At 64.7% G+C, this 23,604-nt stretch carries 21 protein-coding genes and 5 pseudogenes; 18 read left to right on the forward strand and 8 right to left on the reverse strand.

Annotated features, from left to right (window positions below; translation table 11 throughout):
• Positions 1–455: 455 nt before the first annotated feature.
• The 8 genes from ACXYX3_RS26560 to ACXYX3_RS26595 all read left to right on the forward strand — a co-directional run bounded on the left by ACXYX3_RS26560 (position 456) and on the right by ACXYX3_RS26595 (position 8,582).
• On the forward strand, positions 456–1,133 hold the full coding sequence (locus ACXYX3_RS26560) for a helix-turn-helix domain-containing protein (RefSeq protein ID WP_068920331.1): 678 nt from the start codon (positions 456–458) through the stop codon (positions 1,131–1,133).
• Between the two features lie 60 nt (positions 1,134–1,193).
• Positions 1,194–1,502 carry a hypothetical protein gene (locus ACXYX3_RS26565; protein WP_125939771.1) on the forward strand — a complete coding sequence of 103 codons (309 nt, stop codon included), beginning with the start codon at positions 1,194–1,196 and terminating at the stop codon, positions 1,500–1,502.
• A gap of 109 nt (positions 1,503–1,611) precedes the next feature.
• A complete protein-coding gene (locus tag ACXYX3_RS26570) occupies positions 1,612–3,645 on the forward strand; it encodes a cellulase family glycosylhydrolase (RefSeq protein ID WP_165799852.1) in 2,034 nt (677 codons plus the stop codon).
• Positions 3,646–3,770: 125 nt separating this feature from the next.
• Positions 3,771–5,252, forward strand: coding sequence for a PE-PPE domain-containing protein (locus tag ACXYX3_RS26575; protein ID WP_458612302.1), 1,482 nt, complete (start codon positions 3,771–3,773; stop codon positions 5,250–5,252).
• A gap of 252 nt (positions 5,253–5,504) precedes the next feature.
• Entirely contained in the window at positions 5,505–5,927 is a 423-nt protein-coding gene (locus ACXYX3_RS26580) for a hypothetical protein (protein ID WP_068920335.1), read from the forward strand.
• Positions 5,920–6,243 carry a hypothetical protein gene (locus ACXYX3_RS26585; protein ID WP_083128752.1) on the forward strand — a complete coding sequence of 108 codons (324 nt, stop codon included), beginning with the start codon at positions 5,920–5,922 and terminating at the stop codon, positions 6,241–6,243. Before ACXYX3_RS26580 ends, ACXYX3_RS26585 begins: the two co-directional genes overlap by 8 nt.
• Complete coding sequence (locus ACXYX3_RS26590) at positions 6,240–6,653, forward strand: hypothetical protein (protein WP_068920337.1); 414 nt, start codon at positions 6,240–6,242, stop codon at positions 6,651–6,653. Before ACXYX3_RS26585 ends, ACXYX3_RS26590 begins: the two co-directional genes overlap by 4 nt.
• Before the next feature lie 33 nt (positions 6,654–6,686).
• Positions 6,687–8,582: a PE-PPE domain-containing protein gene (locus ACXYX3_RS26595; protein WP_083128747.1), complete on the forward strand. Its 1,896-nt coding sequence runs from the start codon at positions 6,687–6,689 to the stop codon at positions 8,580–8,582.
• A 187-nt stretch (positions 8,583–8,769) separates the two neighbouring features.
• Here the strand turns inward: ACXYX3_RS26595 and ACXYX3_RS26600 are convergent, their stop codons facing one another.
• Both ACXYX3_RS26600 and ACXYX3_RS26605 read right to left on the reverse strand, forming a co-directional pair.
• Entirely contained in the window at positions 8,770–10,197 is a 1,428-nt protein-coding gene (locus ACXYX3_RS26600; RefSeq protein ID WP_023363492.1) for a hypothetical protein, read from the reverse strand.
• A complete protein-coding gene (locus ACXYX3_RS26605; protein WP_225332378.1) occupies positions 10,194–11,147 on the reverse strand; it encodes a site-specific integrase in 954 nt (317 codons plus the stop codon). Before ACXYX3_RS26605 ends, ACXYX3_RS26600 begins: the two co-directional genes overlap by 4 nt.
• A 131-nt stretch (positions 11,148–11,278) precedes the next feature.
• Here ACXYX3_RS26605 and ACXYX3_RS26610 point away from each other — a divergent pair, with 131 nt between their 5' ends.
• The 6 genes and pseudogenes from ACXYX3_RS26610 (at position 11,279) to ACXYX3_RS26635 (ending at position 14,592) form a co-directional block, all read left to right on the forward strand.
• Positions 11,279–11,635, forward strand: coding sequence for a helix-turn-helix domain-containing protein (locus ACXYX3_RS26610; protein ID WP_023363488.1), 357 nt, complete (start codon positions 11,279–11,281; stop codon positions 11,633–11,635).
• Between the two features lie 151 nt (positions 11,636–11,786).
• Positions 11,787–12,452: a hypothetical protein gene (locus ACXYX3_RS26615; protein WP_023363487.1), complete on the forward strand. Its 666-nt coding sequence runs from the start codon at positions 11,787–11,789 to the stop codon at positions 12,450–12,452.
• A 17-nt stretch (positions 12,453–12,469) separates the two neighbouring features.
• On the forward strand, positions 12,470–12,988 hold the full coding sequence (locus ACXYX3_RS26620) for a DUF6932 family protein (protein WP_023363485.1): 519 nt from the start codon (positions 12,470–12,472) through the stop codon (positions 12,986–12,988).
• Positions 12,985–13,971, forward strand: coding sequence for a hypothetical protein (locus ACXYX3_RS26625; RefSeq protein ID WP_023363483.1), 987 nt, complete (start codon positions 12,985–12,987; stop codon positions 13,969–13,971). Before ACXYX3_RS26620 ends, ACXYX3_RS26625 begins: the two co-directional genes overlap by 4 nt.
• A gap of 65 nt (positions 13,972–14,036) precedes the next feature.
• Positions 14,037–14,440: pseudogene (locus tag ACXYX3_RS26630) on the forward strand (sulfate ABC transporter substrate-binding protein); the annotation flags it as partial.
• Positions 14,437–14,592 (forward strand): deazapurine DNA modification protein DpdA family protein, encoded by a 156-nt coding sequence (locus ACXYX3_RS26635; RefSeq protein WP_418887908.1) that lies wholly within the window; start codon positions 14,437–14,439, stop codon positions 14,590–14,592. The pseudogene ACXYX3_RS26630 and the gene ACXYX3_RS26635, both read left to right, overlap by 4 nt.
• A gap of 48 nt (positions 14,593–14,640) precedes the next feature.
• Here ACXYX3_RS26635 and ACXYX3_RS26640 read toward each other — a convergent pair whose 3' ends face one another.
• From ACXYX3_RS26640 to ACXYX3_RS26660, 5 genes and pseudogenes are all read right to left on the reverse strand, one after another.
• Entirely contained in the window at positions 14,641–15,645 is a 1,005-nt protein-coding gene (locus ACXYX3_RS26640) for a glutathione S-transferase family protein (RefSeq protein WP_023363479.1), read from the reverse strand.
• Between the two features lie 232 nt (positions 15,646–15,877).
• Positions 15,878–17,326 (reverse strand): MCE family protein, encoded by a 1,449-nt coding sequence (locus ACXYX3_RS26645; RefSeq protein ID WP_023363477.1) that lies wholly within the window; start codon positions 17,324–17,326, stop codon positions 15,878–15,880.
• Between the two features lie 2 nt (positions 17,327–17,328).
• Positions 17,329–18,486: a virulence factor Mce family protein gene (locus ACXYX3_RS26650; protein ID WP_079457956.1), complete on the reverse strand. Its 1,158-nt coding sequence runs from the start codon at positions 18,484–18,486 to the stop codon at positions 17,329–17,331.
• A gap of 2 nt (positions 18,487–18,488) precedes the next feature.
• Complete coding sequence (locus ACXYX3_RS26655) at positions 18,489–19,832, reverse strand: virulence factor Mce family protein (protein ID WP_074362278.1); 1,344 nt, start codon at positions 19,830–19,832, stop codon at positions 18,489–18,491.
• Positions 19,822–20,406: pseudogene (locus ACXYX3_RS26660) on the reverse strand (mammalian cell entry protein); the annotation flags it as partial. The gene ACXYX3_RS26655 and the pseudogene ACXYX3_RS26660, both read right to left, overlap by 11 nt.
• Before the next feature lie 70 nt (positions 20,407–20,476).
• Between ACXYX3_RS26660 and ACXYX3_RS26665 the strand changes: the two are divergent.
• The 4 genes and pseudogenes from ACXYX3_RS26665 to ACXYX3_RS26680 form a co-directional block, all read left to right on the forward strand.
• Positions 20,477–20,800 (forward strand): annotated as a pseudogene (locus ACXYX3_RS26665) (alpha/beta hydrolase-fold protein); the annotation flags it as partial.
• 345 nt (positions 20,801–21,145) lie between these two features.
• Positions 21,146–21,529: pseudogene (locus tag ACXYX3_RS26670) on the forward strand (ATP-binding cassette domain-containing protein); the annotation flags it as partial.
• Positions 21,530–21,775: 246 nt separating this feature from the next.
• A complete protein-coding gene (locus ACXYX3_RS26675; protein ID WP_023363468.1) occupies positions 21,776–22,528 on the forward strand; it encodes an SDR family NAD(P)-dependent oxidoreductase in 753 nt (250 codons plus the stop codon).
• Positions 22,529–22,591: 63 nt separating this feature from the next.
• A pseudogene (locus tag ACXYX3_RS26680) lies at positions 22,592–22,729 on the forward strand (ATP-binding protein); the annotation flags it as partial.
• On the opposite strand, the gene ACXYX3_RS26685 reads toward ACXYX3_RS26680, so the two are convergent.
• Positions 22,720–23,586 (reverse strand): enoyl-CoA hydratase/isomerase family protein, encoded by an 867-nt coding sequence (locus tag ACXYX3_RS26685; RefSeq protein ID WP_023363464.1) that lies wholly within the window; start codon positions 23,584–23,586, stop codon positions 22,720–22,722. The pseudogene ACXYX3_RS26680 and the gene ACXYX3_RS26685 overlap by 10 nt on opposite strands.
• Positions 23,587–23,604: the final 18 nt, after the last annotated feature.

Here is a 23,604-nt window from a genome sequence, read left to right on the forward strand (position 1 = left end):
CGCCTGCCTTTCTAAGTGGATGGCCATAGCCTACCATCACGGAGAGGCGGTGTCAACCTGATTATGGCTCTGAGCTGCTGGTTTCTGTGCGTCTAAGGGTGTGGCGGGCTCGGCGTGAGCAGGGGTGCGGTGTCCGTGACCTTCTTCTTATCCAGGCGTAGTTCTGCTGAGGGGTACGCAGGCCGGGACCCCGGTGGATTGTGGGCAAGTGGTGGGTGCGCCAGAGTGCATGACCGCAGCCGCGTCGGCGGTTGGGTGAGGCGGGCCAGGCTCATGCGTAGTCGAGACCGCCCCCTGGCGGGGTGGGTGCAAGAGGGTGACTCCACGCCAACGGGTAGTCGACAAAGGTCGACTCGGCGCGAAAGGGACGACCCGTGACTCCTGGCTTTCACGCCGCATGTGCTGCGGTGAGTTCGGCTGCGATGTCGCGCGGTCACGCTTGCTACCGTTTCGGGATGGCCGATTCGACAGCGGAGGTGTTCTCAGCGGCCAAGTTCACCCTTCGGGCTGCACAGACCGGTGTGACGTGGAAGGAGTTGGCGTCCCGGCTTGAGGTTCATCGGACGACATTAGGTGCCGTTCGTAGCGGACGCAGTGCACCGTCCACGGAGTTGTTGGTGAAGATGGTTGAGGTCCTTGGGGGGACACCGGAAGACTATCTCGATCTCCCCGAACGTCCGTCATGGACCTTGAAGCTGTTTCGGATGGTGGCCGGCTATACGCAGCACGCGGTCTCGGAAGCTCTTGGAGTGGCTCCGGCTGCGGTGTCGGGTTGGGAAACGGGCCGCTATAAGCCTCCACGTTCGGTCGTGCCGAAGCTTGCGAAGATGTACAGGGCGTCAGAGGCGGAACTGGAGGCGGCAGTGAGCCGCCACGGCGAGGTTGCCCCGACAGAAGCCTTGGTGTTGTGCGCCGAATCTGTGGTGCGGTTCGCCGAAGTCGCCTTGGAGGCGGTCGCGGCTATGCCCGCGGCATCCCGGCGCGCTAGGAGCGCACTGGTTCGTGAACAGTTGGAAGTCTCGATGGAGTCCCTCTCGTCAGCGGTTCGCGAGCTTCCGGACGAGTCCAAGCGGGCCCGCCTCGTTGGCGTGGTGCGACGACTGGCCGAACTACACGCGTCCGCGGAACCGTAGCGACGTGTAACCAATACACTTGATACACTCCGCTGGTCAGACGCCAGCAAGGGGGTGGCCATGTCTGTCGACCTACCCGACCAGGAGGGTGTAGCCAGCCAAACAGCCGGCCGCACCCTCGACCTCGCGGCGGCGGGACTCGCCTTGGCCCGACTCGCGGTTGAGGCCTTCGCCGAAGGGGCATCCGAGGTGTCCAACGCCCAGGCCGAAGCGGTACAGAAGGCTTCCGAGCAGGTCATATCCGCCATTGGCGGCCTACCTGGAATGCCGCCTGGGCAGCGCAATATTGCCGCCGAGATCTCGTGCGAACTGTCCACGCTGGCGACTGATCTGGTGGATGACTCCGACGTAGGGCTGAGCCCGGCCTAGGTTTCGCCGGGCGCGGATGTGAGCGCTTGCCCGATGATGCGTTGCCAACATGTTGAATACACTGCTACCGTCCCCGTCAACAATCACTTTCTGGGCAGGGGACCCGACAATGACCACTCCGATCCCGCTGTTGCGGGCCAAGATCGCCGCAGGCACAGTCGCAGCCGTCACGCTGGCTTCGGTGCTGACCACCGCGCCGGCAACCGCTACCACCACTGACCGAGCCCGCCCAGTCCACGAGGTGGCCATCTCATTGCTGGCGGAAACCAGCAGTGCCGCACCAGTGTTCGGTGTCGCCGACTCGCATCTGTACGACCTCGGTCCTGATGAGCTAGCGGCACGGTTGACCGAGCTGCGCAACTTGGGCGTCACGGATCTGCGGATCGCGGTGCCGTGGGTGTACATGGAGCCCGTCAAGGGCACCTACAACTGGGCGAAGATGGACGCCCTGGTGTCCACGGCAAGCGAGCTGGGTTTCACTCTGACCGGCAGCGTGACGGCGACCCCGACGTGGGCGGGCCTGCCGCTGGCCGGTGCCCCGGATCCGGACACCTACGCCGCGTTCGCCGGAGCGGTCGCCGCCCGGTACGGGTCGCAGATTGCAGCGTACGAGGTGTGGAACGAACCGAACGGCGTAATCTTCTACGCCCCAGTCGATCCCGCGGGATATACCCGGATGCTCAAAGCGGCGTACACCGCGATCAAGACCGCCAACCCGGACGCAATGGTACTCGCAGGATCGCTGGGGGCGACAACCAATGTCGCCGGGATCTCGGTGACCCCGCAGCGATTCCTGGCTGACATGTACGCCGCGGGCGCCGCAGGCTATTTCGATGCTCTGTCGTATCACCCGTATCACTACACACTGCCATTCTCCGCCGGGGCGGGCACAGCCAACACACCGCTGGACCAGGTGCGCAAGCTCTACGAGTTGATGGTCGCCAACGGCGATGGCGACAAGCAGATCTGGGCCACCGAGTACGGCACAGCCACCACACCCGGATGGGGTGTCACCCAGGCCGAGCAGGCCGCGCTGCTGCGCGACTTCCTCACCGCGTGGTCCAAGCTGCCCTATACGGGTCCGGCGTTTGTGTACACCTCTCAAGACGCGCAGACCGGGATTCTCAACCACGAGTACAACTTCGGACTCTTCACCTCCGACGGTAAGCCCAAGCCCGCCGCGCAGGTGCTTGCCGAACTGATCGCGGCCAGCGGTGTCGGTGAACTGCCCGACTACACCGCACCGCGCATGACGGCCGCACGGGACCTGTACTTGCAGCTCGCCTCGGTCGGTTTTGGGCTGGCCAACCAGGCGCTCGTTATTCCCAACGCTGCGATCGCCGTGATCTACAACCTGATGCCAGGTCCGCTGCGGCAGGCGTTCACCGCCGTGGCTAACGCGGTGTCGGCGGTCGTGGCTCAGGTCGCGATCGCGGTGACGCCGGTCATGGAGGCAGCACTCGGGTTGGTGATCCGCGCACTGCCGCAACCCTCAGTGCCCGTCTCAGAGCCCACCGACGATGAAACAGACGAAACGACAACAGGTGTGGCAGAGAATGCCGCCGACCGGGAGGGCACGGGCGAGACGGCCGGCGACCCCGGTGGCGAAACCACTGCGGTGCTAGCCGACGATGCAGACGCCCAGCTCATCAACGTGCCCAATGATGACGGCGGCCACGATCTGGTCAGCACGACGAACCCGGACACCGCACAGGAGACGACAGTCGATCCGGTGGACGTCGGGGAATCCCTGACCGCGCCAGTCGCGGAAACCGAACCCATCGCCGACCCGACTGAACCGAGCGAACCCGATACCGCGACAGACAGCGGCGACTCGACAGGCGAGACCGAAACGGTCAGCACCGATGAACCGGTTGACGACACCGACACCACGACCGAGGCTGAGCCCGATACGGGGCACACGTCAGGCGTCGACAACGCCACGCAGGCAGGCAAGCGCACAGACGAAGCCAGCAGCGAAGACGGTGCCGTGCAGTCTGACCGTTCGCCGCGGCGCGGACCGCGCACGGCCACGTCGCCATCACGGCAGCGGGCTTCCACGGACCGGGCCGACCGCGCCGAGCAACGGTCCACCCCACGGGGATCGGGACGTGACAACAGCCGGACCGGAACCGGCAAATGACGACTCCCCACATCCGCCGAAATACGCACTGGGCCAAGCGGTGGGCAGGGGCCACGGTCTGTGCGGCGCTGATCGCGGCGCCCACGGTGGTCATCAGTCCTACACCCGCGCAGGCCGCTGACTCGGTGTTCTACCTCTCGGGCACACGCAACAATCCCGCACCACAGCAGATGATCGATCTGGCCGACATCGGAGCGGCCTTTACCTATTTCGGTGAGCAGGCATTGCAGATCGGCTACGCAGCGGCACTGTTTCCGTTCCAGGGCGCGACCGCGTTGAACGCCTCGGTAGCCGAGGGGTTGGCGAACCTCGTAGCGGCGTTGGAGGCCGCGCCGCCCGGAGATCGGCTGGTGCTGATCGGGGTCTCGCAGGGCGATATTGTGCTGAGCCTGTTGGAGCAGGCGCTGCTCGCGGCGGGCGAGGCCCGCGACGTGCTGTTCGTGCGGATGGCAGGCCCGTCCGGGGACACCGGGGTGATGGGCCGCAACTGGGGCTTCAACCTGCCTGGACTTTCATTCGTCACCCGGCCAGACGAATCCCCGTTCGATCAGATCGTGCTCAACCACGAATACGACGGGCTCGGCCACTGGCCGGTTAATCAGCTCAACGTGCTCGCTGTCCTCAACGCGGTCCTGGGCACCCTCACCTTTCACAATCCCAACAGCTACGCCGTGGATCTCGCCAACTTTCCCTTGGCCGATATCACCACGACCGTGAATTCGCTCGGCGCAACCACCACGACCTACCTGATCCGGGCGACCGGGCTATTGCCGTTGCTGCGGCCGTTGCAGGCGCTCGGTGTAGACGAAGGCCTGCTCAATGATTGGCACCGGAAGTTGAAACCGATCATTGACTCCGCTTACGAGCCCGGTCGTGCCCCCGTCCTGGCGCGGGTGGTGCAATCGATGGTGCGCGTGGTCGTCAACGGCTTGAGCAGGGTGGCCGAAGGCGTGGGAACGGTTTTGCGCCGCATTGAGGCTGCGCACCGGCCCGGTACGGCGACCGCTGTCGATGCGGTGGGGGACGCCGGCGACCAGGCGGCAGCGAGCCGTGCAGACCATGACCCGGGATCGCCATCACGATCGCAGACCGCGCTGGTGTCCTACTCTCAGGAGCCGGGTCTTGATCCAGTACCAGACACTGATCCCGCAGTGTCGCAGTCGAATACGGAAACACTCGGCGAAACCAGCAGTGAGCCGACCTCCTCCTCCAGCGCACCGGCCACACAGGACCCACTGTCAGAACCCGCCACCGCTCCCGCCGATGATCTCGATGCCGACAGCGACGAGCCAGGCACCACGGGCCCACCCGGCCCGCAGGAAGACGCGACGAGCATTACTCGCGGCAGCGACTTCCCCACAGGCCACGACGACACCGCGGTCACACCCGCCGACGCGCGTGTGACCACCACCAGCACGCGCCCGCACATGCGGACCTCCAGGCAGGCCGCGAGCTCCGAAGCGGTGTCGCGGCCGCGGTCCCCGAAGACGGTCAGTGTGTCGAGTAGGTCCGGATCCCCCGGCAGCGGCAGCGACCGCGCCACTTCCACATCGGCACCGCGCGCGGACACTTCCCGCACCACGAGAGATTCAGGAACCGAATCGTGACCCTCACAGCGCTGGCCTGGCTAGTTGGTGGCGCGGGCGTGCTTTTCCTGTGCTGGGAGGCGCGTCGCCGGGCTCAGGCAGCCTCGGCCCACATCCGCCACTGCATTGACTCCTTCGAGCCCCGCTCACCGACCGGCGCGCAGGCACCCGAAACTCGCCCTGACAGCACTGTGGCGCAAGGGGACACTTCGTGATCGGGCCGGTCACTTTCTTTCTCGCCGTCGCCGCCAGCACAGCGATCCTCACGGTGCTGTGGGCGCGGCATCGAAAGGCGTCGAAGTGAGCGGCGCCGCGTTCATCAGTGGCGTAGGGCCGTGGTGTTCGGTCGTGATTCTGGTCGTGTCAATACTTTCGGCGATGGCGATCCTTGCTCGCTACCGCCAAGGCACCGAGGTGTTGGGGCCCGCGCTTCTCGCTCTTGCGGTTTCCGTCGCGGGGGCGGTGCTGGCACTGCTGGTCGTCTTGGTGCCCTACCTCCTCGCAAGCCCGCCCATCGATGACCGGGCGCTCGCTGCCGCCATCGGAACGCCACATTGGTTGTGGCCGGCCACCTTGGCAATCGTCGCCTGGGTATGGGTGCTCGCCTATTCCACCTGGACTATGCGCCTGTTTCATCGCCAGCAGGGACCCTCATCGGCCACTGTCGGCCGTAAGCGGAGGGTGTCGCATGGCTGACTCCGAACGGCCACCCCGAGAGCAACGACGGTTCAGCGACCGATCTGCGCCCGCCGTCATCATGATTCGAACCCACTTCGCCTACGACGCGCCGTCTGGTCGGGCACCGCGAGTGGCCCGCTACCACAGCCACATCACAAACTGCGGCGAATTCGGCAACGACACAACGCAATACAACCATGTAGGCGATGTCTTTCAGCGCATGGTTGCCGCCTTCGGCGACGACGCAGACCTCGAAGTGGTGATCCGGCGGGCCGCCCCGAACACCGCGGAGACAGATCCCGCATCCCAGTTAGAGAACAGAGGTCCCGAATGACGACAACACAGACCGCTGCGGACGCAGCAGCTCGGTCGGACAGCTTTGCCGCACAGCTGAATCGGCTGTTTTCCAGCATCTACCCTCCTGGTCGGGGGCCGTACACCAGTCAAGAGTTGGTCCGTTGGTTGGGCATGCGCGGTCTGGCTTTGTCGGCGCCGTACTTGTCGCAGCTTCGCACAGGCGAGCGAAAGCGGCCCTCTGAGCAAACGGTCGAGATGATCGCCGAGTTCTTCGGAATCCGAAGCGAGTATTTCACCAGTCCCGAAAGCGGCTACGGGGAATGGTTGGACTCCGAATTGCGCTGGCTAGAGGTCGCGCACGACCCCGATGTGCGGCGGCTCACGACGATGCTGACCGCCTTGGACACCGATACCCGAGAGCAGCTCATGTCCGCTGCCGGTATCTGAACAGCCCCAGCCAAACACCCTCTAGGAGCGTCAATGTCCACCACCTCGCGCCGCTTGGCCGCCACGGTCGTAGCCGCGGCCACCGTCACCGCGCTGACCACCGCGGCAGCCGTCCCCACGCCGCCACCCGCCCCGACACGGCTCGTTGAGGCGCAGGTGAACCTCGCCGCTTCGACTGGCGTCTATCCGATCGGACCCATCCCGCAGGCGTTCCGCACCCTGGGCATGGGTACCGCGCAGGACTTCCTCAACGGGATGGCGGGGCTGGCGCAGATCGTCCCTGGCGAGGCGGGGCAAGGCCTCAAGCAGACGGTGGAAAACCTCGCCGCCCTGGTCGCCGCACTGCAGTCCGGTGTCAATCTGCCGATCTTGGGCAACATCTCCATCCCGGAGATCGCCGTGCCGCCGATGGGGCCGGCCGGGACCGTCGACCAGATCAACACGTTGCAGTGGTCGACCCTGACTCAGGGCACGCTGTCGGCGCTCAAGACCGCGCTGGCCGCCGGTGACGCGGCCGCGGTCATCATCGGGCTGCTCGGCGACATCACCGGCATCGACACCGAGATCATCGAAACCCTCGTGGGAGACCTGCCGCTGAACGTTCCCGGCACTTGGGACGGGCCGTTCTTCTCCGACGCCGGCAAGTTCGCTATCGTCCCGGCAATCGGCTTGGGCGGCACCAACTTCGCGCTCGCCTCACCGACGCTGCTCAACGATCCAGCCTTCGCCAAGACCGCGATCCTGGCGATCGCGTTGCGCAACCCGAGCCGCACCGGCGGCGGGATTCTCTCGCTGCTGGACCCGCTGTCGTCTACGGTCGGGCTGAATCTGTCGAATGCCGACGGAACGGCGTCGCACAAGGACACCAACAACTGGGGTATACCGATCACCGTCATGGACGGCAACGTCACGGTGTGGGACTTCGGGGCCGCATACGACATCATCTCCGATGCCCCGTCCACACTGCTCAACCCGCTGGCGTGGTTCAACAGCGGCGTCGGCCAGGTCGCGCCGACCTATCTGCTGCCCCCGAACGTCGATGCGTTCTTCGAAGTGATCAGCGATCTCACCGGTGGCAACCTGAGCGCCGGGACGATCAATCACCTGCTCGACACGGCGGACCTGATGAGCCTGCTGCACGTCGACGTCGGCGCGGACGGCAACCTGTATGTCACCTACGACTCGGGTCGTCTGCCGCTGCTGGAACCCATCCAATTCATCCCCCGCACACTGAGTTACCTGCCCGGATTCGGATTCTCCACCACTCTGTCGGACTCTTTCGCCGATGTGCTCACCCAACTGGTCGCCCAGGGTTACCAGGACGTCAACATGACCGTGGACGCCGAAGGGGTGGCCACCTTCACCCGCGGCTGGGACATGGCCGGCACCCAGGCGAAGTTCTGGCAGAACCCCATCACCTGGCAGATGGGCCTGGAGACCCCGCAAACCGTCTTCAACTCGATCATCACCGGACTGCAGACCAATCTTCTCGATCCGGACAAAGGCGAGTTCGAGATCTTCGGCAACAAAGAGATCGGAAACCTGGTCTACCGCAACGCAGTCAGCGTCGCCGTCGCGCAGCTCATATCGCAGGCGCTGGAGCAAGTACGCGACACGCTCAATCCGATCATCAACGACGTGCAGGGTGGGCTCACCCCGCTCGCGAAGGCGCTCGATGAGGCCACTGGGCAGGTGAACAAGGTCATCGATGACGGCCTGGGCGCAATGACCGGCCTCGGAGTGGACCTCAACGGGCCGATGCTCGACGCGAACCGACTTGTCAACGAGGTTGGCGATGGCATCAACAACGGCATCCGCAGCATCTTCAATCTCAAGCCGATCGACTCGCCACCAGCCCTGGAATCGACCAGCGACAGCGCACAACATTCGCCAGCGGTGGTGTCCACCGGGACGTCTTTGGATACCTGACTAAAACCTAGCCGGTGGGAGCGCGGGGTGGTTTTCGGCGGTGTTCGTGGCGTCCTGGTGTTGTTCCCGGCGAATTAGCTGGTCGTCGGGGAGTAGCGGGTGTGAGTGTAGCGGGCGCGACGATAGCCACGCGACGCGCTGGCGTCCGTGGCCGGCCTGAGTGAGCCTCGCTGTCGTGGTGGCGGCGTTAGGCGGTTCGCTCTTCGGGGTGTCGTCGGCGGTGCAGGTAAGCCGCTATTGCGTTTCGGCCCAAAGCGAATCCGAGCATCACGGTCAACTGGCGAACCGCAGCAAAAGCGATCATCCGCCCGCCATAGAGGGTGCGGTCGAGGGTGTTGTTGAGGCTTTCGCTGTCTTCGCGCCAGCCATAGCAACGGTCGTAGACGCTGCCGCGGTCGTCGGTCTTGACGTGCTGGCGTAGGTGCTCGGCGCGGTTGTAGCCGCAGCTGCGGTCGGCGTCGGTGGTGTCGATACGCGTACGATGCACCGTGCCGCAGGATGGGGTGGCGAACTCGATGTACCAGCGGTGGCTGTCGTCGGCGTTGCCGCGCGGGTAGATCTTGGCCACCGGGCAGGGCTGCATGTGTCTGTCGCCGGCGTCGAGGATCTGGCGTTCGCAGATCCGTCCATCTTCGGTCCACAGGTCATGAACGTCGCCGCACGAGCACTCGAGTCGGGCGAATGCGGTGGGTACGCGGGTGCTGTCGTGCATCGGTGAGAGCACGGTCAACCCGAGCTTCATGGCGCGGTCGATGTGCTTGCCGCGGAACGCTCCGTCGTAGCAGACGCCGTCACACCGTACGTCGGCGTCGGCGACGACGCGGTCGATCATGTCGAGAGCGACACGAGCTTCACCGCCGTAGCCCTTGCCCGCTGGCACGGCGTCGACGTCGAGGATGACCCTGTTGTTGCGGATGGTGTCGGGGCGGGTACTGAGCATGGCGAACTTGGTGCCGTAGCGGAATTCGGTGTCGCTGTCGCCGTTTTGGGCTTCGATGCCGGCGTGCACGTGGCGTCCGCCTTGTTCGGCCCAGTGGTCGGCGGTGGCCTTGCGCACTGGTGCGGCGACAACGGTGCCATCGCCGACGACGTACTGCCCGCGCGCCGGGCTGGTGTGGGACACCCCAGCGTCTGGGTCGAGACAACCGAGTTCGCGCGCGAGCCGCCGCGCGAGCAGGCGAAACGTGTCAAGCAGCTTGTCGGTGTACTCGTCGAGTAGCCGTTGGGCGTAGTTGTGGTGCCAGCGCTGTGGTGGGCGCCGCGGCGCCCTTGGTGGCTGATGTTTGGCGGCCCGGTGGCGGATGGTGCGCCAGTAGGTGGGGTGGGCCATCGCGCGGGCGGCCTTGCTGTGCGAGCCCAGCACCCCGGCTAGGGCCTTGTGCAGCACGTGCACCCATGGGGGGTAGTGCGGACGCCGGCCCGGGGTTCCCGGCTCGTGGACGGGCAGGACCGCGGCGAGTTGATAGATGACCTCGTGGGAGGCGATCGCCTCGATGGTGTCGATCTCCAGCAGCGTGAGATCCATTGGCGTTTCGACCCGGCGCAGCTCGCGTTGCTTGATGCGTTCGGCGCCGTAGGCGCCGGCCTTTTTACGGGACCGGTCTTTGGGGTTCATAACGGGCCCGCCCGGTCATGCCAGTGGTAGCCGATGAGGGCGGCGGTGGTGTCCAGCGAGGGTGAGCCGATGAGACGCGCGGCGTCTTCGATGCGGCCGGTGCGGTCGAACTCGCGGCGCGCCGCGAAGGCGGTCAGCGATGCCGGCCGCACCCCGGAGTCGTCGGATAGCTCGGCGCGGGAGAGGATTTCGCGCACGGTCACGCACACCCGGGCCTGCTTATGTGCGTCGCTTCCGCCGGCGCCGGTGCACAACACCGGCGAGGGTTTGGGGCTGGGTAGCGGGCGGGTGAGGTGGGCGGCGCGCTCGGAAAGCACTCGCATCGACCAGCGGTCCAGCGTCAGTGTGCGGGGGCGATACTTGCTCGAGCCGTGCATCCACACGGTTGCGGCCTGTGGATCCAGATCGGCGGCGGTGATGTGTCCCAGCTCGGAGGTGTGCGCGCCGGCGAGTAGCAACGCCGCGGTCGCGGCGTGCCGAGTCGGGGCGGTGCGTTCGGAAAACAACCGCACCAGCGCGGCCTCATCCTCGGACAGTGGGCGCTGGCAGGACGACTGTCGGGCGGGGACGGCGATGTCGATAGTCGGGTCGTCCAGCGTCAGCCGCAGCCGGCGCGCGGTGCGAAAGAACGCGCGCAGCGCCGCACGGCGGTTGTGCATGGTCGCCACCGCCGCGTCCGATACGACACCGTGGCGGGTACGGCCTTTGGCCGCAACGAATTTCGCGACCAGCGCGTGATCGACTGCGGCGAGGGTGGTGACGTCGTGCACTGCGGCGAATCGGCTGAATCGGCGGATCAGCAGACCGAACTTGTCCAGCGTCTGCGCGGCCAGCACCCCATCGGCGATCCACGCACCGGTCACCGCCTGCACCGCCGCGGCCAGGCTCCCGTCAGCCATGGCCGGCCCCCACTGCAGCGGCAGCAGCAGCTGCACCCCGGGCCTCAGCATGCGGCGCCGCCGTTGATGACAGCTGGATCATCATGGTGACCCCTTCCCAAGTGGTGCGTGTATGCACCATTGGAGCAGAGGGGTCCGACACGTCGGCCTGCGGCGACGGTGGGGCGGGATATCGTGGGCCTGTGTCGCGCAGCAATGGTGACCGCCCACCGAGCGCATACGTCTTGCGGGGGTTCTGGCCGGACGCCGACCTGGACCCCGACGCGCCACCGTCGGCACCTGCCGCGCAGCAGCTCGCGCGTGCATTGCGCGCAGCCATGACCGAGACCGCCACCGGCCAGCGAGCACTCGCGGCGACCAGCGGAGTGGCCCACACCACCATCGGACGGATCCTGGCCGGCACCGTGCTCTGCGACATCGGCTCCCTGGCCCGCCTGGAACAGGCCCTGGGCCGACGGCTGTGGCCCGAACGTGACGACGTGCAAAGCCGCCCCCGCTCCAAGCACCGAGCGACCACCCGAAAGGCGAGTGGCGTCTGACACGTGAGGCAGGTTACAGGGTTGTAGTTCGATTGCAGGCCCGCCGATGCGGTGTGTTGCGCTTGACTCACGTTACAAGTGGCAGAACACTAGGTGTCGCGCGAACATACAGACGCGTCAACAGACCGAGCTAATGGGCGGTGGGCTGACTATGGGTAAGACCAGCAGATCGCTGATCGATTTGATCGACGTCGCCGCGCAACGTTACGGTGGGGCGTCCGGGCGCAGGCTAGCCGAGCTGGCGCAACACGGCGGGCATGACATTTCGCACGCGACGCTGAACCGGCTGCGGCAGGGCACGTATGCCACCCGGCCCTCGGATGCGTCGATTCGGGCGATCGCCTACCTGGCCGACGTGTCGGAGAATACCGCGTTCGCGGCGGCTGGGGTGAGGGCGCCGGGTGCGGTGGGGTATGAGCCGCCGTCTGAGGCCCAGCGCATGAACACCCGCCAGTGCAAGGCGATCGACGAGCTGATTCGGGCATTCATCGCCGACGACACCGGCGCGGTGGCGACCCGCAGCGACCTGACCAACCTCGTCGATGCGCGGCAACGGCTTGGGGCCGCGTTGAGCGCGGTCGACGTTGCTCAGCCCGCGACGGGCCAACTCGTGGCCGCCGCACAGGATGCGATGCGCTGCATCGACGAGACGCTGGACATTTTGAGCAACACCAGCGCGATGCCTCCGTCCTGGCACGGCAAGCCGCCGGAGGAGATGACCGACGCCGAACTGGACGAGGCCGCCGCGGCCGGGGACCCCTGGCCTGCGTACATTCGCACCAGGACGAAGGAGCGGATCGACGTCGACGGGGGGTAGACATGCTTCCGCGCTGCATGGGCGAGCACGGAACACTACCGCCGGGCATCCATCGGGCGACGTTGGACGAGGTACGCTCTCGATTCGTCGATGACGCTGCCGATCACACGCGCGAGCGGCGTGGCTTGATTCTGGATGCGATCCGGATTCACATCACCCTTGTCAGACAGTTGTTCTATCGTCACGAGATCACGATTTGGCTCAGCGGCGGCTTCTGCACCTATAAAGACGACACGCCCGGCGACGGCGATTTCGCCTGTCTGGTGCCAGCTCACGCGTTGGAGCAGGTACACGGTGATGCCGCACTGCCGCTGTGGACTCTCGGCTCGGTCACCGGCACCCTCGGGCACAGTGACCTGGTTGTGCAGACAGACAAGCTGCATTGCATGGGCGGGCTCACCGACGCCCTGGTGGTGAACCGCGACAACCCATATGCCGTTGAGCGGCAACGCCGGTGGTGGTCACGGGTGATCGGCCCCGATGGTGAGATAATCGACAGTGCGACAAAGGGCTTCGTGGAGGTGATCGATCAATGACCGGTCTCGGCCACCTCTCCGGCCTCAGCGACGACGACCTGCTTCGAGCCGCCATCCGCTATGAATACGAGCATTTCCCCGACACCGCGGATTTCGCACTCGGCCAGCTGTATTCGGGCACGGTACAAGGTGATCCGGCCGCAGAACGCGTCTGGGCCGAAGAAACCGCGCCTGAACAAGTCGAGCTCGACCTGCACTTGGAGGGCGCCGGGGTGCGGGGCCATGCCACCCGCGCGGACAAACTCGCAACCTTCGTCGCCGGAGTCAACGACGCCACCAAAGCGATCGTTCGAGAGAGACTTCAACTGAACGCGCTGAATCGAAACCTTCTCATACACGGGCTCGGTCCCGGCTCGGTGCGGGTTGTGCTGCGCGCCGACGCCCCACTTGACGGAGATGCGAAGCATGTACCACTCGGCGGCACAAGCCAATTCGCCTCAAGCCCCGATTCGGAGGCGCTGCGCACAATCGCCCGGCTGTTCACCAACGCTAGCTCCAGTGCCGCCGGAGTCGGCAGCGACGTGCGTGACCTACCGATCAAAGCGCGACGAGGCCTGCTGCGCTCCACATCCGCAATGAGAACAGCTGGATGGGACATCGCCGGACAGATACGCCAGCGCGGCCTCGGATCTACCGAAGTCGCCTTCACCCAGGCCGGAGCCGCGCTGCTTGGCAGCGAACTGAAAAACTACAACTACGACAGCGAACGCGGATGGGCGATCGGCACCATCGACGGTTTCCGCCGCAGCCTCGGCAGCCTATACCTCACCCCGTCAGGCACCAAAACCCCTCTGGCGGTCAACGTCAGCGACCCCGACACCCTCGCCGCCGCCGCGCGGCTGGCCGCCGAGGAGGGAGTGGTCGTGCAGGTGCAGATCGAAACCGTGCGCGCGCTCAGCAGTGAGGAATCGACTCGCATGACAACCAGCCGCAGCCTGCTGCAGATCGAACGTGCCGCCGAATCACTGCCCTACCCCGAATAACCTTGCTGCTGTCGGGCACGCGACGCGGCGGGCGGCCGCTGCCGTTAAACCACATCGAGCGGTTCATGAGGCACATCAGCAAGTCATGGGGCAGCGCAGCCGCATTGGCCGTTACCGCAACCCTGCTCGCGGGATACGGCGGGGGGCCGCCAGGTGATGTCGCCGGTGGCGACAAGCGGCCGACCGGTGAGACGACGCTACGCGTGGTGCCCACGCCGCGCCGAAGCCCGGCTGGAGCAAGACCATCCACGCCTTCGCCGCCACGCCGGAGGGCAGGGGAGTGGCCGTGACCACGTTCTACTACGGCGCCTCGGGTGATCAGCCGCGCGCCGTTGTCGACCGCAAGCCCGCCGACATCGTCAACTTCTCGGTGGAGCCCGGTGTCACCCGACTGGTCAGGGCCGATGAGGTAGCCAAGGACTGGAACGCCGACAACATCAAGAGCATCCCATTCGGATCAAGAGCATCCCATTCGCGGGTGGGCTCTGGGATTTAACGCTTTACGGTGGCTGGCATACCACGCCCGAGGAGTGTGTGGTGGCAGTGAAGCGCTATGACCGCGACTCAGACAGCTCGAATGCGCGGCCGCGAGGACTGTATGTGCGAGGACGAGGTCTGTGAGCTGGAGCAGGTACGCCGTGCTGTCTGGTGTGTCGAGACCGTCTGACACTATCGGGCTTCGGGCCCGTCGGGCATGTGTTCCCCCTCGGGAGTCGACTCAGGTGGTGTGCCGTCTCCAAACGGCCTACCGCCTAACTCTTCCCGGCCGTGCGGCGTGAGCCAGTTTGACAGGTCAGGACCCTTCGGCACGACTTGTGTCGGATTGATATCCGTGTGCACGATGTAGTAGTGCTGCTTGGTCTGCACGAAGTCGATGGTGTCGCCAAAGCCCGGTGTCTGGAACAGATCCCGCGCGTAGGCCCACAGCGTCGGCATCTCTGTGAGTTTCGACCGATTGCATTTGAAGTGGCCGTGATATACGGAGTCAAATCGGGCCAGTGTGGTGAACAGCCGGATGTCTGCCTCGGTGATGGTGTCGCCTACGAGATAGCGTTGGGTCTGTAGGCGCTCAGAAAGCCAATCGAGTGCGCTGAATAATCGGTCGTAGGCTCTGTCGTATGCATCCTGTGAGCTCGCGAACCCGCATTGGTAGACGCCGTCGTTGACCTCGGTGTAGATGCGCTGAGCGACGTCGTCGATCTCGTCGCGCCGTCGCTCGGGATAGAGCTGGGGGGCGCCCTCGCGATGGAAATGGGTCCACTGCGTCGAGAAGTCCACGGTCATTTGGGCGAAGTCGTTGGTGACCACTGCGCCCGTCGGCGCGTCCACGATCGCGGGCACCGTGACTCCCTTCGGATAGTCCGGTATGCGCTTGTTGTATGCGTCGCGTAAGAAATGGATCTTCAGCACTGGGTCGAGGCCACCTGGGTCGAGGTCGAAGGTCCAGCTGCGTGTATCGTGCGTTGGTCCGCAAAAGCCAATAGACAGAACCTTTTCCAGGCCGAGCAGTCGTCGCACAATGATCGTGCGGTTGGCCCACGGACAGGCCCGCGCGACGATCAGGCGGTAGCGGCCTGGTTCGACGGGATAGCCGTCGCGGCCGTCAGCGGTGATGCGGCTGCTGATGTAGTTGGTGTCGCGATTGAATTCGCCGGCCGCGGCGACATAGCTCATGGTTTACTCGTCCTTTTCAAGGGGTTACCCGATCTGGAATCGTGTGGGATTGATGTGGCCGTAGGTTTAGACGAGGGGTGCCGGTCAGGGTTTCGACCTGCAATCGGTTAGCCACCTCCGGCGTCCAAAGAGCGTCTTCGACCGATTGGGTATTAATGCCCATCAACACATCTCACGTTTTTACCTAGAACATTGGTGTAGCTCGCATGCGCTGCGCTCCACGTCGGATCGATCAGTCACCACCGCGTGGGATGAGCAAGTCCTGCCACGCGCGCGGCCGCCCGTCCCGAGCGAGATCGGTCTGCGTGTACTGCTTACCGTCGGGCCCGGTGTACGTGCCGGTTGCGGGGTCATACTGGGCGACCGCGATGGGTGGCGGTGCGGGGGGACCGGCTGGTGGCGGCGTCCCCGGCGGCTGCTGGGGTACCGACTGGCCGGACAGCGTGGCATTCGGGTCGCCCTTCCAGTTGTAGCCGTCGTTGAGAGGCACATAGTCCTCGTCGCTCTCGCACAACTTGACGGTGGGTGCACGCTTGCCTGGGCGTGTGATGCATGGGGCGTTACGCGCACCGCGCACGTCCAACGCCGAGTCTTGCGGCACCCGGCAGTACATGTCGCCCGCCGGCCGTTCGGGATAGTCCACTTCGCTGGGCGAGCGTACCTGTTGAGCGGGGAGGAAACCGGTGGTGCACGGCGGAGGGAGGTTGGCGTTGAGGTTGAACGACAGGAACAGTCCCTTGTAGTCCTGCTTGGTATCGCGGTTGGCGAGTTGGGCCGCCTGGAGCATTTCGATGTCCTTGGGGAACAGGACAAGGATCTGTTCGAGACTGGGTTGGTAGGTGACTGCCACCTGTTCGAGGTTGACGAGGTTGGCCAGGACCACGGGCAGCGTGGGTTTGAGCCGGTCAATCAGCTGGCGTGCTTCGGTTGTTGCGGCAGGCCCTCTGTCCAGCACGCCTTTCAGCGCGGGATCCTGTTCTTGCAGTTGGCGGGTGACCTCAGCGACGTTGGCCGCCCAGGCCCGGATCGAGTCCGAGGAGTTGATCTGACTGTCCAGCACGGGCTTGGATTGATCGATCACGGTGGTCAGCGAGTCGAGGTTTGCGCGCGCATCGGCGGCAAGGGTAGTTGCCCCCTTGACGATGCGCGCCAGTTCTGGCCCTAATCCTCCTATCGCCGTGTAGGACTCGTCGATCACAGTCTTGAGATCGCCGTGGGGGATGGCTTGCAGTCCGGCGTTGGTCTGAGCCAGCAGGGTGTTGATATCGGGGGGCAGCGTTGCGTGGTCGGCAGGTATGACGTCACCGTCCTTGAGCTTGGGGCCGTCGCCGGAGCGGGGGACGAGCTCGATGAACAACTCGCCGACAGCTGTCTGACTGTGCACATTGGCGTCGACGTTGGCGGGAATCTTGGTGTCAGACTTCAATGACAGCACCGCGTCGACTCCGCCGCCGTTGAGCCGAACGTCCTCAACGCGGCCGACTTCAACCCCGCGGTAGGTGACGTTGCCGTCTTTGTACAGCCCCCCAGACGATGGCAGGTTCACCGTCACCTGGTAGTGGCCGATTCCGAACAGCGCCTTGGGCAGGTCGAGGTATCCGATGGCCATCGTGCCTCCGGCGACGACTGCGACGACGGAGAAGACCGACAGTTGGCGTCTGACCAGCTTGCTGAGATACACGGTTACGGTCCCTGGTTGTAGCGGTAGGGCGCCAGTAGGGGGTTACCGGCGCCGTTGGGCGGCGCACTGTTGGTGCACGGACTGGGCAGCTGGCCAATGGTTCGGCCCCACTGCATCTCCAGCCATGTCAGATCGCATTCCCATCTGGTTCCGGTGAAGATGGAGCTGTCGATCCGGCTCAGCGTCAGGTCGACGACCAGACTCACGTTGGCGTAGTCGCCGCGGAACCACTTGGTCAAGGTGGATTTCGGGAACGGGAACGTGGGTATCAGGTCCAACGCATGTGTCAGCGCCGGGCCGGCGTTGGCCAGTGATTCCAGCACCGGCCCAAGGTCTTTGAGTTCCTGGACCAACGGTGCTTTGGTCTTGTTGACCGAATCGGCAGCCAGCGCGCTGAATTTGCCCAACTGGTCGACCGCGTCGATGAGATTCTCCCGTTCTCGATTGACCACCGCCAGGGCGTCGGGGATTGTGTCAAGGCCCTTGTCGAGAACCGGCTTCTGCTCGGCGAATTGGCCCAGCAGGCGGTTGAGACTGTCGCTGGCCGCGATGATGTCGCCGGTTTGATCGTTGACCCGGGTGACGAATGTGTTCAACTGATCCATCAGGCTGCGGAGGTCTCCCTCCCGCCCGGATAACGCGGTGCTCAGCGCGGTGGTGATGTCCTGTACCTTGGCGATACCTCCGCCATTGAGCAGCAACGAGGCGGTCGCCAGTGTCTGCTCGGTCGATGGGTAGGCCTTTCCCGATGACAGCGGTATCAGCGAGCCCTGATGAAGCCTGCCCTCAGGCGCTTCGTCGGTCGGCGGCGCCAGCTCGATGTGCAGCGATCCCAGCAATGCCGTCTGGCCCAGTGTCACTGTCGAATTGGCGGGTAGCGTGACATCGCCGTTGAGCTTCATGGTCACCAGCGCGTGCCAATCCTGGCGCTCGATTTTGGTGACTGTGCCCACCGTGACGTCACCGACGCGCACGCGTGAATTGGGCTGGATGTTGTTCACATCAGGCATCTGCGCCTGGATGGTGTAAGCCCCGGGCCCACCGCCTTCGGTTCCGGGGAGTGGCAGGGAATTCAGCCCTCGCCACCCACAGCCTGCGACCGCGGTGGCCGCCAGGATGCACGTCAGGACAGCGGCCGGTATCCGTCGCCAGCTGCGCATCGTCATGACCCCGTCCCCGCAGGCAGCATCATTCCCGCCAGCCCGGCTGCCGGGTCGGTGGTCTGCGGCGCCGGCCCGCCGACTATGGCCGCCGCATCTGTGGGTGCTGCCTGTTCGGCGGCCAACGGGGGGCCGGGTGGGGCGGGCGGCGCAGCTGGAGCCGGTTGCGGCGGAACGTAATCCGGGCGCATCCAGTCCTCGCTGTAGGAGATCTCGTTCGGGCGTGCCGTGGCGCCGACGAACGGGTTGAAGCCAAGCGGCGGGAAGTTGTACTGGCGGTTTTTCACGATCGGCGCCAGGTACTGCACGCACAGCTTCGCCGACTGTTCGGCACCCAGGCGTGATGCCGCCTGAATGGCGCCGCACAGGAAATTGATGGGGTCGGCGAAGTTGTTGACCGCGGCGATGCCGGTGAGGCTGCCTTGTGCGGGCTGATAGAGGTTGGCGGCGTTGGCCGCCGTCGTCGGCAGGATATGCAGGAGCTGTTTGATGTCGTCCAGGCTCTCGTTCAGAGCAGTCGAAACCGATGCGAGTTTGTCGGAGGTGGTGCCCAGCGCTTCGCGGTTGTCTGCAACGAAACTGCTGACCTTGCCGACCACATCATTGAGGTCTTTGACGGCGCCGGCGACCTCGCCGGGCTCGTCCGCGAGCAGTCCGGTGACCGAAGCGAGGTTTCCGTTGAGGGTCTCGAGCAGTCCGGCGCTGTCCTTCAGCGCGGTCACCAGCGTTGCGATGTTCTTGACGCTGGTGAAGATGTCGCCGCTGTGATCGCCGAGCGCCGAAAGTGCCTGGGACAGTTTGATGACCGCGTCCCGGATCGCTGGGCCCTGACCGCGGAGATTGTCCGCGGCGGTGTGAACCAACGCTCCCAAGGTGCTGCTGCCGCCAGGCTCGGTGGGCTGCAACGCCTGGGTGAGGCGTTCAAGCTGAACGCGGACGTCGTCCCATTCCACCGGAACCGCGGTGCGCTCCTGGGGGATGACCGCGTCGTTCTGCAGGGTGGCGCCGCCGGTGTAGGGCGGGGTGAGTTGGACGGCACGTGCGGTCACCAACGTCGGCGATACGATCACGGCCTTGGCGTTGGCGGGAACCGCGTACTCGCTGTCCAGCCAGAAGCTGATTTTCACCCGGGTGGGTTCTGGCTCGATCTTGTCGATCTTGCCGACGTTGACACCACGGATGCGGACATCGTCACCGGGGAAGATGCCGTTGCTGTTGTCGAAATAGGCAACGACATGCGTGCGATTCGAAGCTCGAATGAATTGCACGACAACGTATCCCCCGACCACGACGAGGACGACCAGCGCCGCCGTCAGCGCTGCCTTGACTCTGCGGTTATTGATCATTGCCCGCCTCACTGGAGGCCGTCGGTTCGCCGGGTGCGGGTACGAACACCGGGCTTGGCGTCGGCGGCGTTGATGCGTTGGGATCGGGTACCTGCTTCGCCGGTGGACCGGGAGGTGGACCGCCAGGCGCAGGCGCGGGTGACGGCTCCCGGTAGGGATAGCAGCCGGGACCAGGTAGCGCAATTGCGGGCGGACCACATGCCTGGTCGCCGGGGTTTCCGGTGATCGCGTCGGGCAGCGTCATCCGCGGTTCGCCAGCCTGCCCGGTGCGCGGGTAGGGCGCCGGAAGAGCCGGGGTTCCCGGCTGACCCGTCTGCGGGTCGGTGCGTTGCGACGGCAGCAGGACGTTGGGGTCCAACCCGAGGTCGGAGAATGCGGAGTCGACAAATGGCTGAATGAATTGGCCTGGAATGAGATTGGCGATGTAGGCCTTGAAGAAGGGCCCCCCGGACAACACCTCGCCGAAACTCATCGCATAGGAGTTCAGTCCCTTGATCGACTGCTGGATCTCAGCTTTTCGGTTGTCCAGCGTCGCCAGTACGCCGTTGAGTTTGTCCAACGCGGGTTTGAGGGTCGCCCCCTCTCCCACCACATCCTCAGCACAAGTGACGAGAAACCCCTCCACCGTCATCACCTGACGAGACGTCCAACACCAGGCCATGTGGGGGGCCGCGCAGTTAGGTCGTTGGAAGTGGCATGACCCTGACGTGCACGTACCGCTGCTTGTCGACAATGACACCCGGTTGTGGGTCTACAGCCCATCCACTCTGACATGCAGTGATCCGGCGGCGATGATCGGCCATTGCGATCAGGCGCAGGGCTCGAATCGATCCTTTTATAACCACTACCGCAGCGCAGGCGGACGCAACGGGCACTTTGACATTGCCCAGGGTGGGCAACACGACTGGAACAGCTGGGCTCCCCAGCTGGCAGCCATGGCCCCCGACATGACCGCTACCATCCGATGACCATCGATCGCAACCGGGCGGCCCAAGTACTCCGGCGCGGACGAACTCCGGCCGCCACTACCGCAGGTGCGCTCGCCACGATTCTCACATGCGCGGCGCCGTCTACGGCACGCGCCGACACCGATAATCCGTGTTCGTTGGCGGCGACGTTCTTGTGCCAGTTCATACCAATCGTTCCGGAACTGGAGGACGACGTGGATCTGACTCAGGAAGAGCCACATATGCCGGTGGTCGTCCCCGGATCGGCGACACCATCGGCATCGCCGATGTGGCTCACGGGTGAGCACACAAGGCAACTGGTGGTAAGGCGGTTGAGGATAGGCGCCATGCACGAAGGGATGTCCGGTGGGTATTGATGTTTCGGTTGAGGGGTTGACGAAGTCGTTTGGGGCCCAGCGAATTTGGGAAGACGTCACGATGGAGATCCCCGCCGGTGAGGTCAGCGTCCTGCTGGGCTCGGGTACCGGTAAATCGGTGTACTTGAAGTCTTTGATCGGTCTGCTGCGCCCCGAGCGCGGCAAGATCATCGTCGACGGCACCAACATCATCGAGTGCTCGGCCAAGGAGCTCTACGACATCCGCACACTGTTCGGCGTCATGTTCCAGGACGGCGCGCTGTTCGGTTCGATGAGCCTGTATGACAACACCGCGTTCCCGTTGCGTGAGCACACCAAGAAGAAGGAAAGCGAGCTCCGCAACATCGTCATGGAGGAGCATGAACCACCAGGATCCTTCCCAACCCGGGGAACTCGATGTCGATCAGATATCTCGAGCCATGGACGCTCGACTTAATGCGTGATCCGTCGACGGTGCGGAATGGAGGAACCGATGGTCGGTTAGGCATGTGCCGACCCCTGGCGAGAACGTTGCGGTCACTGAATCATTCATCACCTCGTCGACCGCGCGGGTCGCGACCATGGGGTCAGCGCTTGGTCTGTTGTTGGACTTGCACTTTCGAAAGTATGGGAAAGTATTATGCCGAAATTCTCCGAGAAGACTGTGATCATCACGGGTGGCGCCGCGGGCATCGGTCTCGCCGCTGCTAAACTATACGCCGCCCAGGGGGCCAACGTTCTTATCACCGGCCGCCGACAGGACAGACTCGACGACATCGCACGCGATGACCGAGCCATCGTGGGGCTCGTCGCCGATGCTGGCGATGCTGACGACGTTTATCGGACCATCGATTTCGCGATGGCGCGGTGGGGGCGCCTAGACGTCATCGTGAACAACGCCGGAGCGGGCGTCCTCGCCGCGCTCGCCGACGTTTCGATCGAAGCAATATTCAACACATTCCGAATCAACGTGATCGGCCCTACTCTCATGGCTAAGGCGGCCCTTCCGCATCTGGCCCGATCACACGGCAGCATCATCAATGTGTCCAGTACATACGGGTCGAAACCTGCTGCTGGCTTGTCTCACTATGCGGCAAGTAAAGCCGCGGTCGAGCATCTCACGCGCTGCTGGGCGCTTGAACTGGCCTCCACAGGCATCCGGGTGAATGCGATCGCATCGGGGCCTGTCGAAACGGCATTTCTAAAGGAAAGGATGGGACTCAGCGAGGACGCGATAAAGGAAGTCAAAGCCCTGGAGACGGCAACCATTCCGCTGGGGCGGCGCGGCGTCCCCGACGACGTCGCAGCCTGGATCATCAAGCTGACCGATCCCGGTTCGGACTGGGTCACCGGTCAAGTTCTCGCCGTGGACGGCGGCCTCGCCGTCACATAGCTCCTCGTCACGGCTCCTTTTCGTACTCCACTATTGATTAAACCTTTGCACCCGAGTCCTATGACCGCGGCCCTGGCACGGCGAGTCGGTCGCGCTCGCTTCGAACAGCACAACACCTTCGAAGACTTCGACTTCACCCTCAGCCCCAAGCTGCCCGCCGCGATGCTCGATCTCCGCTGGGAGCTTACAGGTCACCGGGTTGGCAGTGTGCCCGGCGCGGCGCGGACGTCGTTGATGTAGTCGCCGAGTGTGAGCTCGAGTGGGCCGGGCTGTTGGAAGCCGTCTTTGAGTGCTTGGGCGATGATCGATGCGGCGGCGGGGCGCGCAAAGGCCCCGATGAGTGTGTCCATTTCGGAGAGCAGGGTCGCGTCGGCAGGTAGTGACGCGTTGTTCACGAACCGTTTGATGTCGGCGAGGGCGAGCAGGTCGAAGCGTGACACCCGATGTGCGAATGCGTCGACGAATGCGTCGAATTCGGCATCGGGGATGGCCCTGTTGACGTATCCGTAGCGCTCGGCCAGCTCACCGGTGAAATCGTGGCCGCCGAGGAGGATCTCCAGGGCCCGTCCGCGGCCGACTATCGTGGGTAGCCGGCTGGATGGACCACCGCCTGGGATGGCGGCGAAGCCGACTTCGAATTGTCCGAGGATCGCCCGTTCGCGGCTGGCGAAGCGGATGTCGGTGGCCAGCGCTAGCTCGCTGCCGGCGGCACGCGCTCGGCCGCGGATGGCGCTGATCGTCACGGCTGGCAATTTGCTGATCCGGATCAGCAGATTGGTCCAGTGATGAAACGGCGAGGGCGCGGTGGGCAGCGCCGTGAGTGGTGAGGGGTCGGCTGCGACGTCAACGTGGTTAAGGAAGAAGTCGGGGTTGGCGCTTTCGAACACGATGACGGCAACGTGGTGGTCTTGTTCGATTTCGGTGAGGAGTTGGTGAAGTTCGACGACCATCAGCGGGTCGACGAGGTTGATGGGCGGGTTGTCGAACGTGACCCGCCACAGTGCAGGGGTGGTGCGTGTGACGCTGAAGCGTGGCGAAGTGTCGGCTTGGGTGCTCATCGCGTTTCCTTGGGGTTG

It is taken from the genome of Mycobacterium sp. Panama NTM2, from assembly GCF_054355555.1.

Excerpts from the sequence above, each read along its gene's own strand:
- ACXYX3_RS26560 (WP_068920331.1), top strand. The coding sequence starts at position 456 with ATGGCCGATTCGACAGCGGAGGTGTTCTCAGCGGCCAAGTTCACCCTT.
- ACXYX3_RS26565 (WP_125939771.1), top strand. The coding sequence starts at position 1,194 with ATGTCTGTCGACCTACCCGACCAGGAGGGTGTAGCCAGCCAAACAGCC.
- ACXYX3_RS26570 (WP_165799852.1), top strand. The coding sequence starts at position 1,612 with ATGACCACTCCGATCCCGCTGTTGCGGGCCAAGATCGCCGCAGGCACA.
- ACXYX3_RS26585 (WP_083128752.1), top strand. The coding sequence starts at position 5,920 with ATGGCTGACTCCGAACGGCCACCCCGAGAGCAACGACGGTTCAGCGAC.
- ACXYX3_RS26590 (WP_068920337.1), top strand. The coding sequence starts at position 6,240 with ATGACGACAACACAGACCGCTGCGGACGCAGCAGCTCGGTCGGACAGC.
- ACXYX3_RS26595 (WP_083128747.1), top strand. The coding sequence starts at position 6,687 with ATGTCCACCACCTCGCGCCGCTTGGCCGCCACGGTCGTAGCCGCGGCC.
- ACXYX3_RS26600 (WP_023363492.1), bottom strand. The coding sequence starts at position 10,197 with ATGAACCCCAAAGACCGGTCCCGTAAAAAGGCCGGCGCCTACGGCGCC.
- ACXYX3_RS26605 (WP_225332378.1), bottom strand. The coding sequence starts at position 11,147 with ATGCTGAGGCCCGGGGTGCAGCTGCTGCTGCCGCTGCAGTGGGGGCCG.
- ACXYX3_RS26615 (WP_023363487.1), top strand. The coding sequence starts at position 11,787 with ATGGGTAAGACCAGCAGATCGCTGATCGATTTGATCGACGTCGCCGCG.
- ACXYX3_RS26620 (WP_023363485.1), top strand. The coding sequence starts at position 12,470 with ATGGGCGAGCACGGAACACTACCGCCGGGCATCCATCGGGCGACGTTG.
- ACXYX3_RS26625 (WP_023363483.1), top strand. The coding sequence starts at position 12,985 with ATGACCGGTCTCGGCCACCTCTCCGGCCTCAGCGACGACGACCTGCTT.
- ACXYX3_RS26640 (WP_023363479.1), bottom strand. The coding sequence starts at position 15,645 with ATGAGCTATGTCGCCGCGGCCGGCGAATTCAATCGCGACACCAACTAC.
- ACXYX3_RS26650 (WP_079457956.1), bottom strand. The coding sequence starts at position 18,486 with ATGCGCAGCTGGCGACGGATACCGGCCGCTGTCCTGACGTGCATCCTG.
- ACXYX3_RS26655 (WP_074362278.1), bottom strand. The coding sequence starts at position 19,832 with ATGATCAATAACCGCAGAGTCAAGGCAGCGCTGACGGCGGCGCTGGTC.
- ACXYX3_RS26675 (WP_023363468.1), top strand. The coding sequence starts at position 21,776 with ATGCCGAAATTCTCCGAGAAGACTGTGATCATCACGGGTGGCGCCGCG.
- ACXYX3_RS26685 (WP_023363464.1), bottom strand. The coding sequence starts at position 23,586 with ATGAGCACCCAAGCCGACACTTCGCCACGCTTCAGCGTCACACGCACC.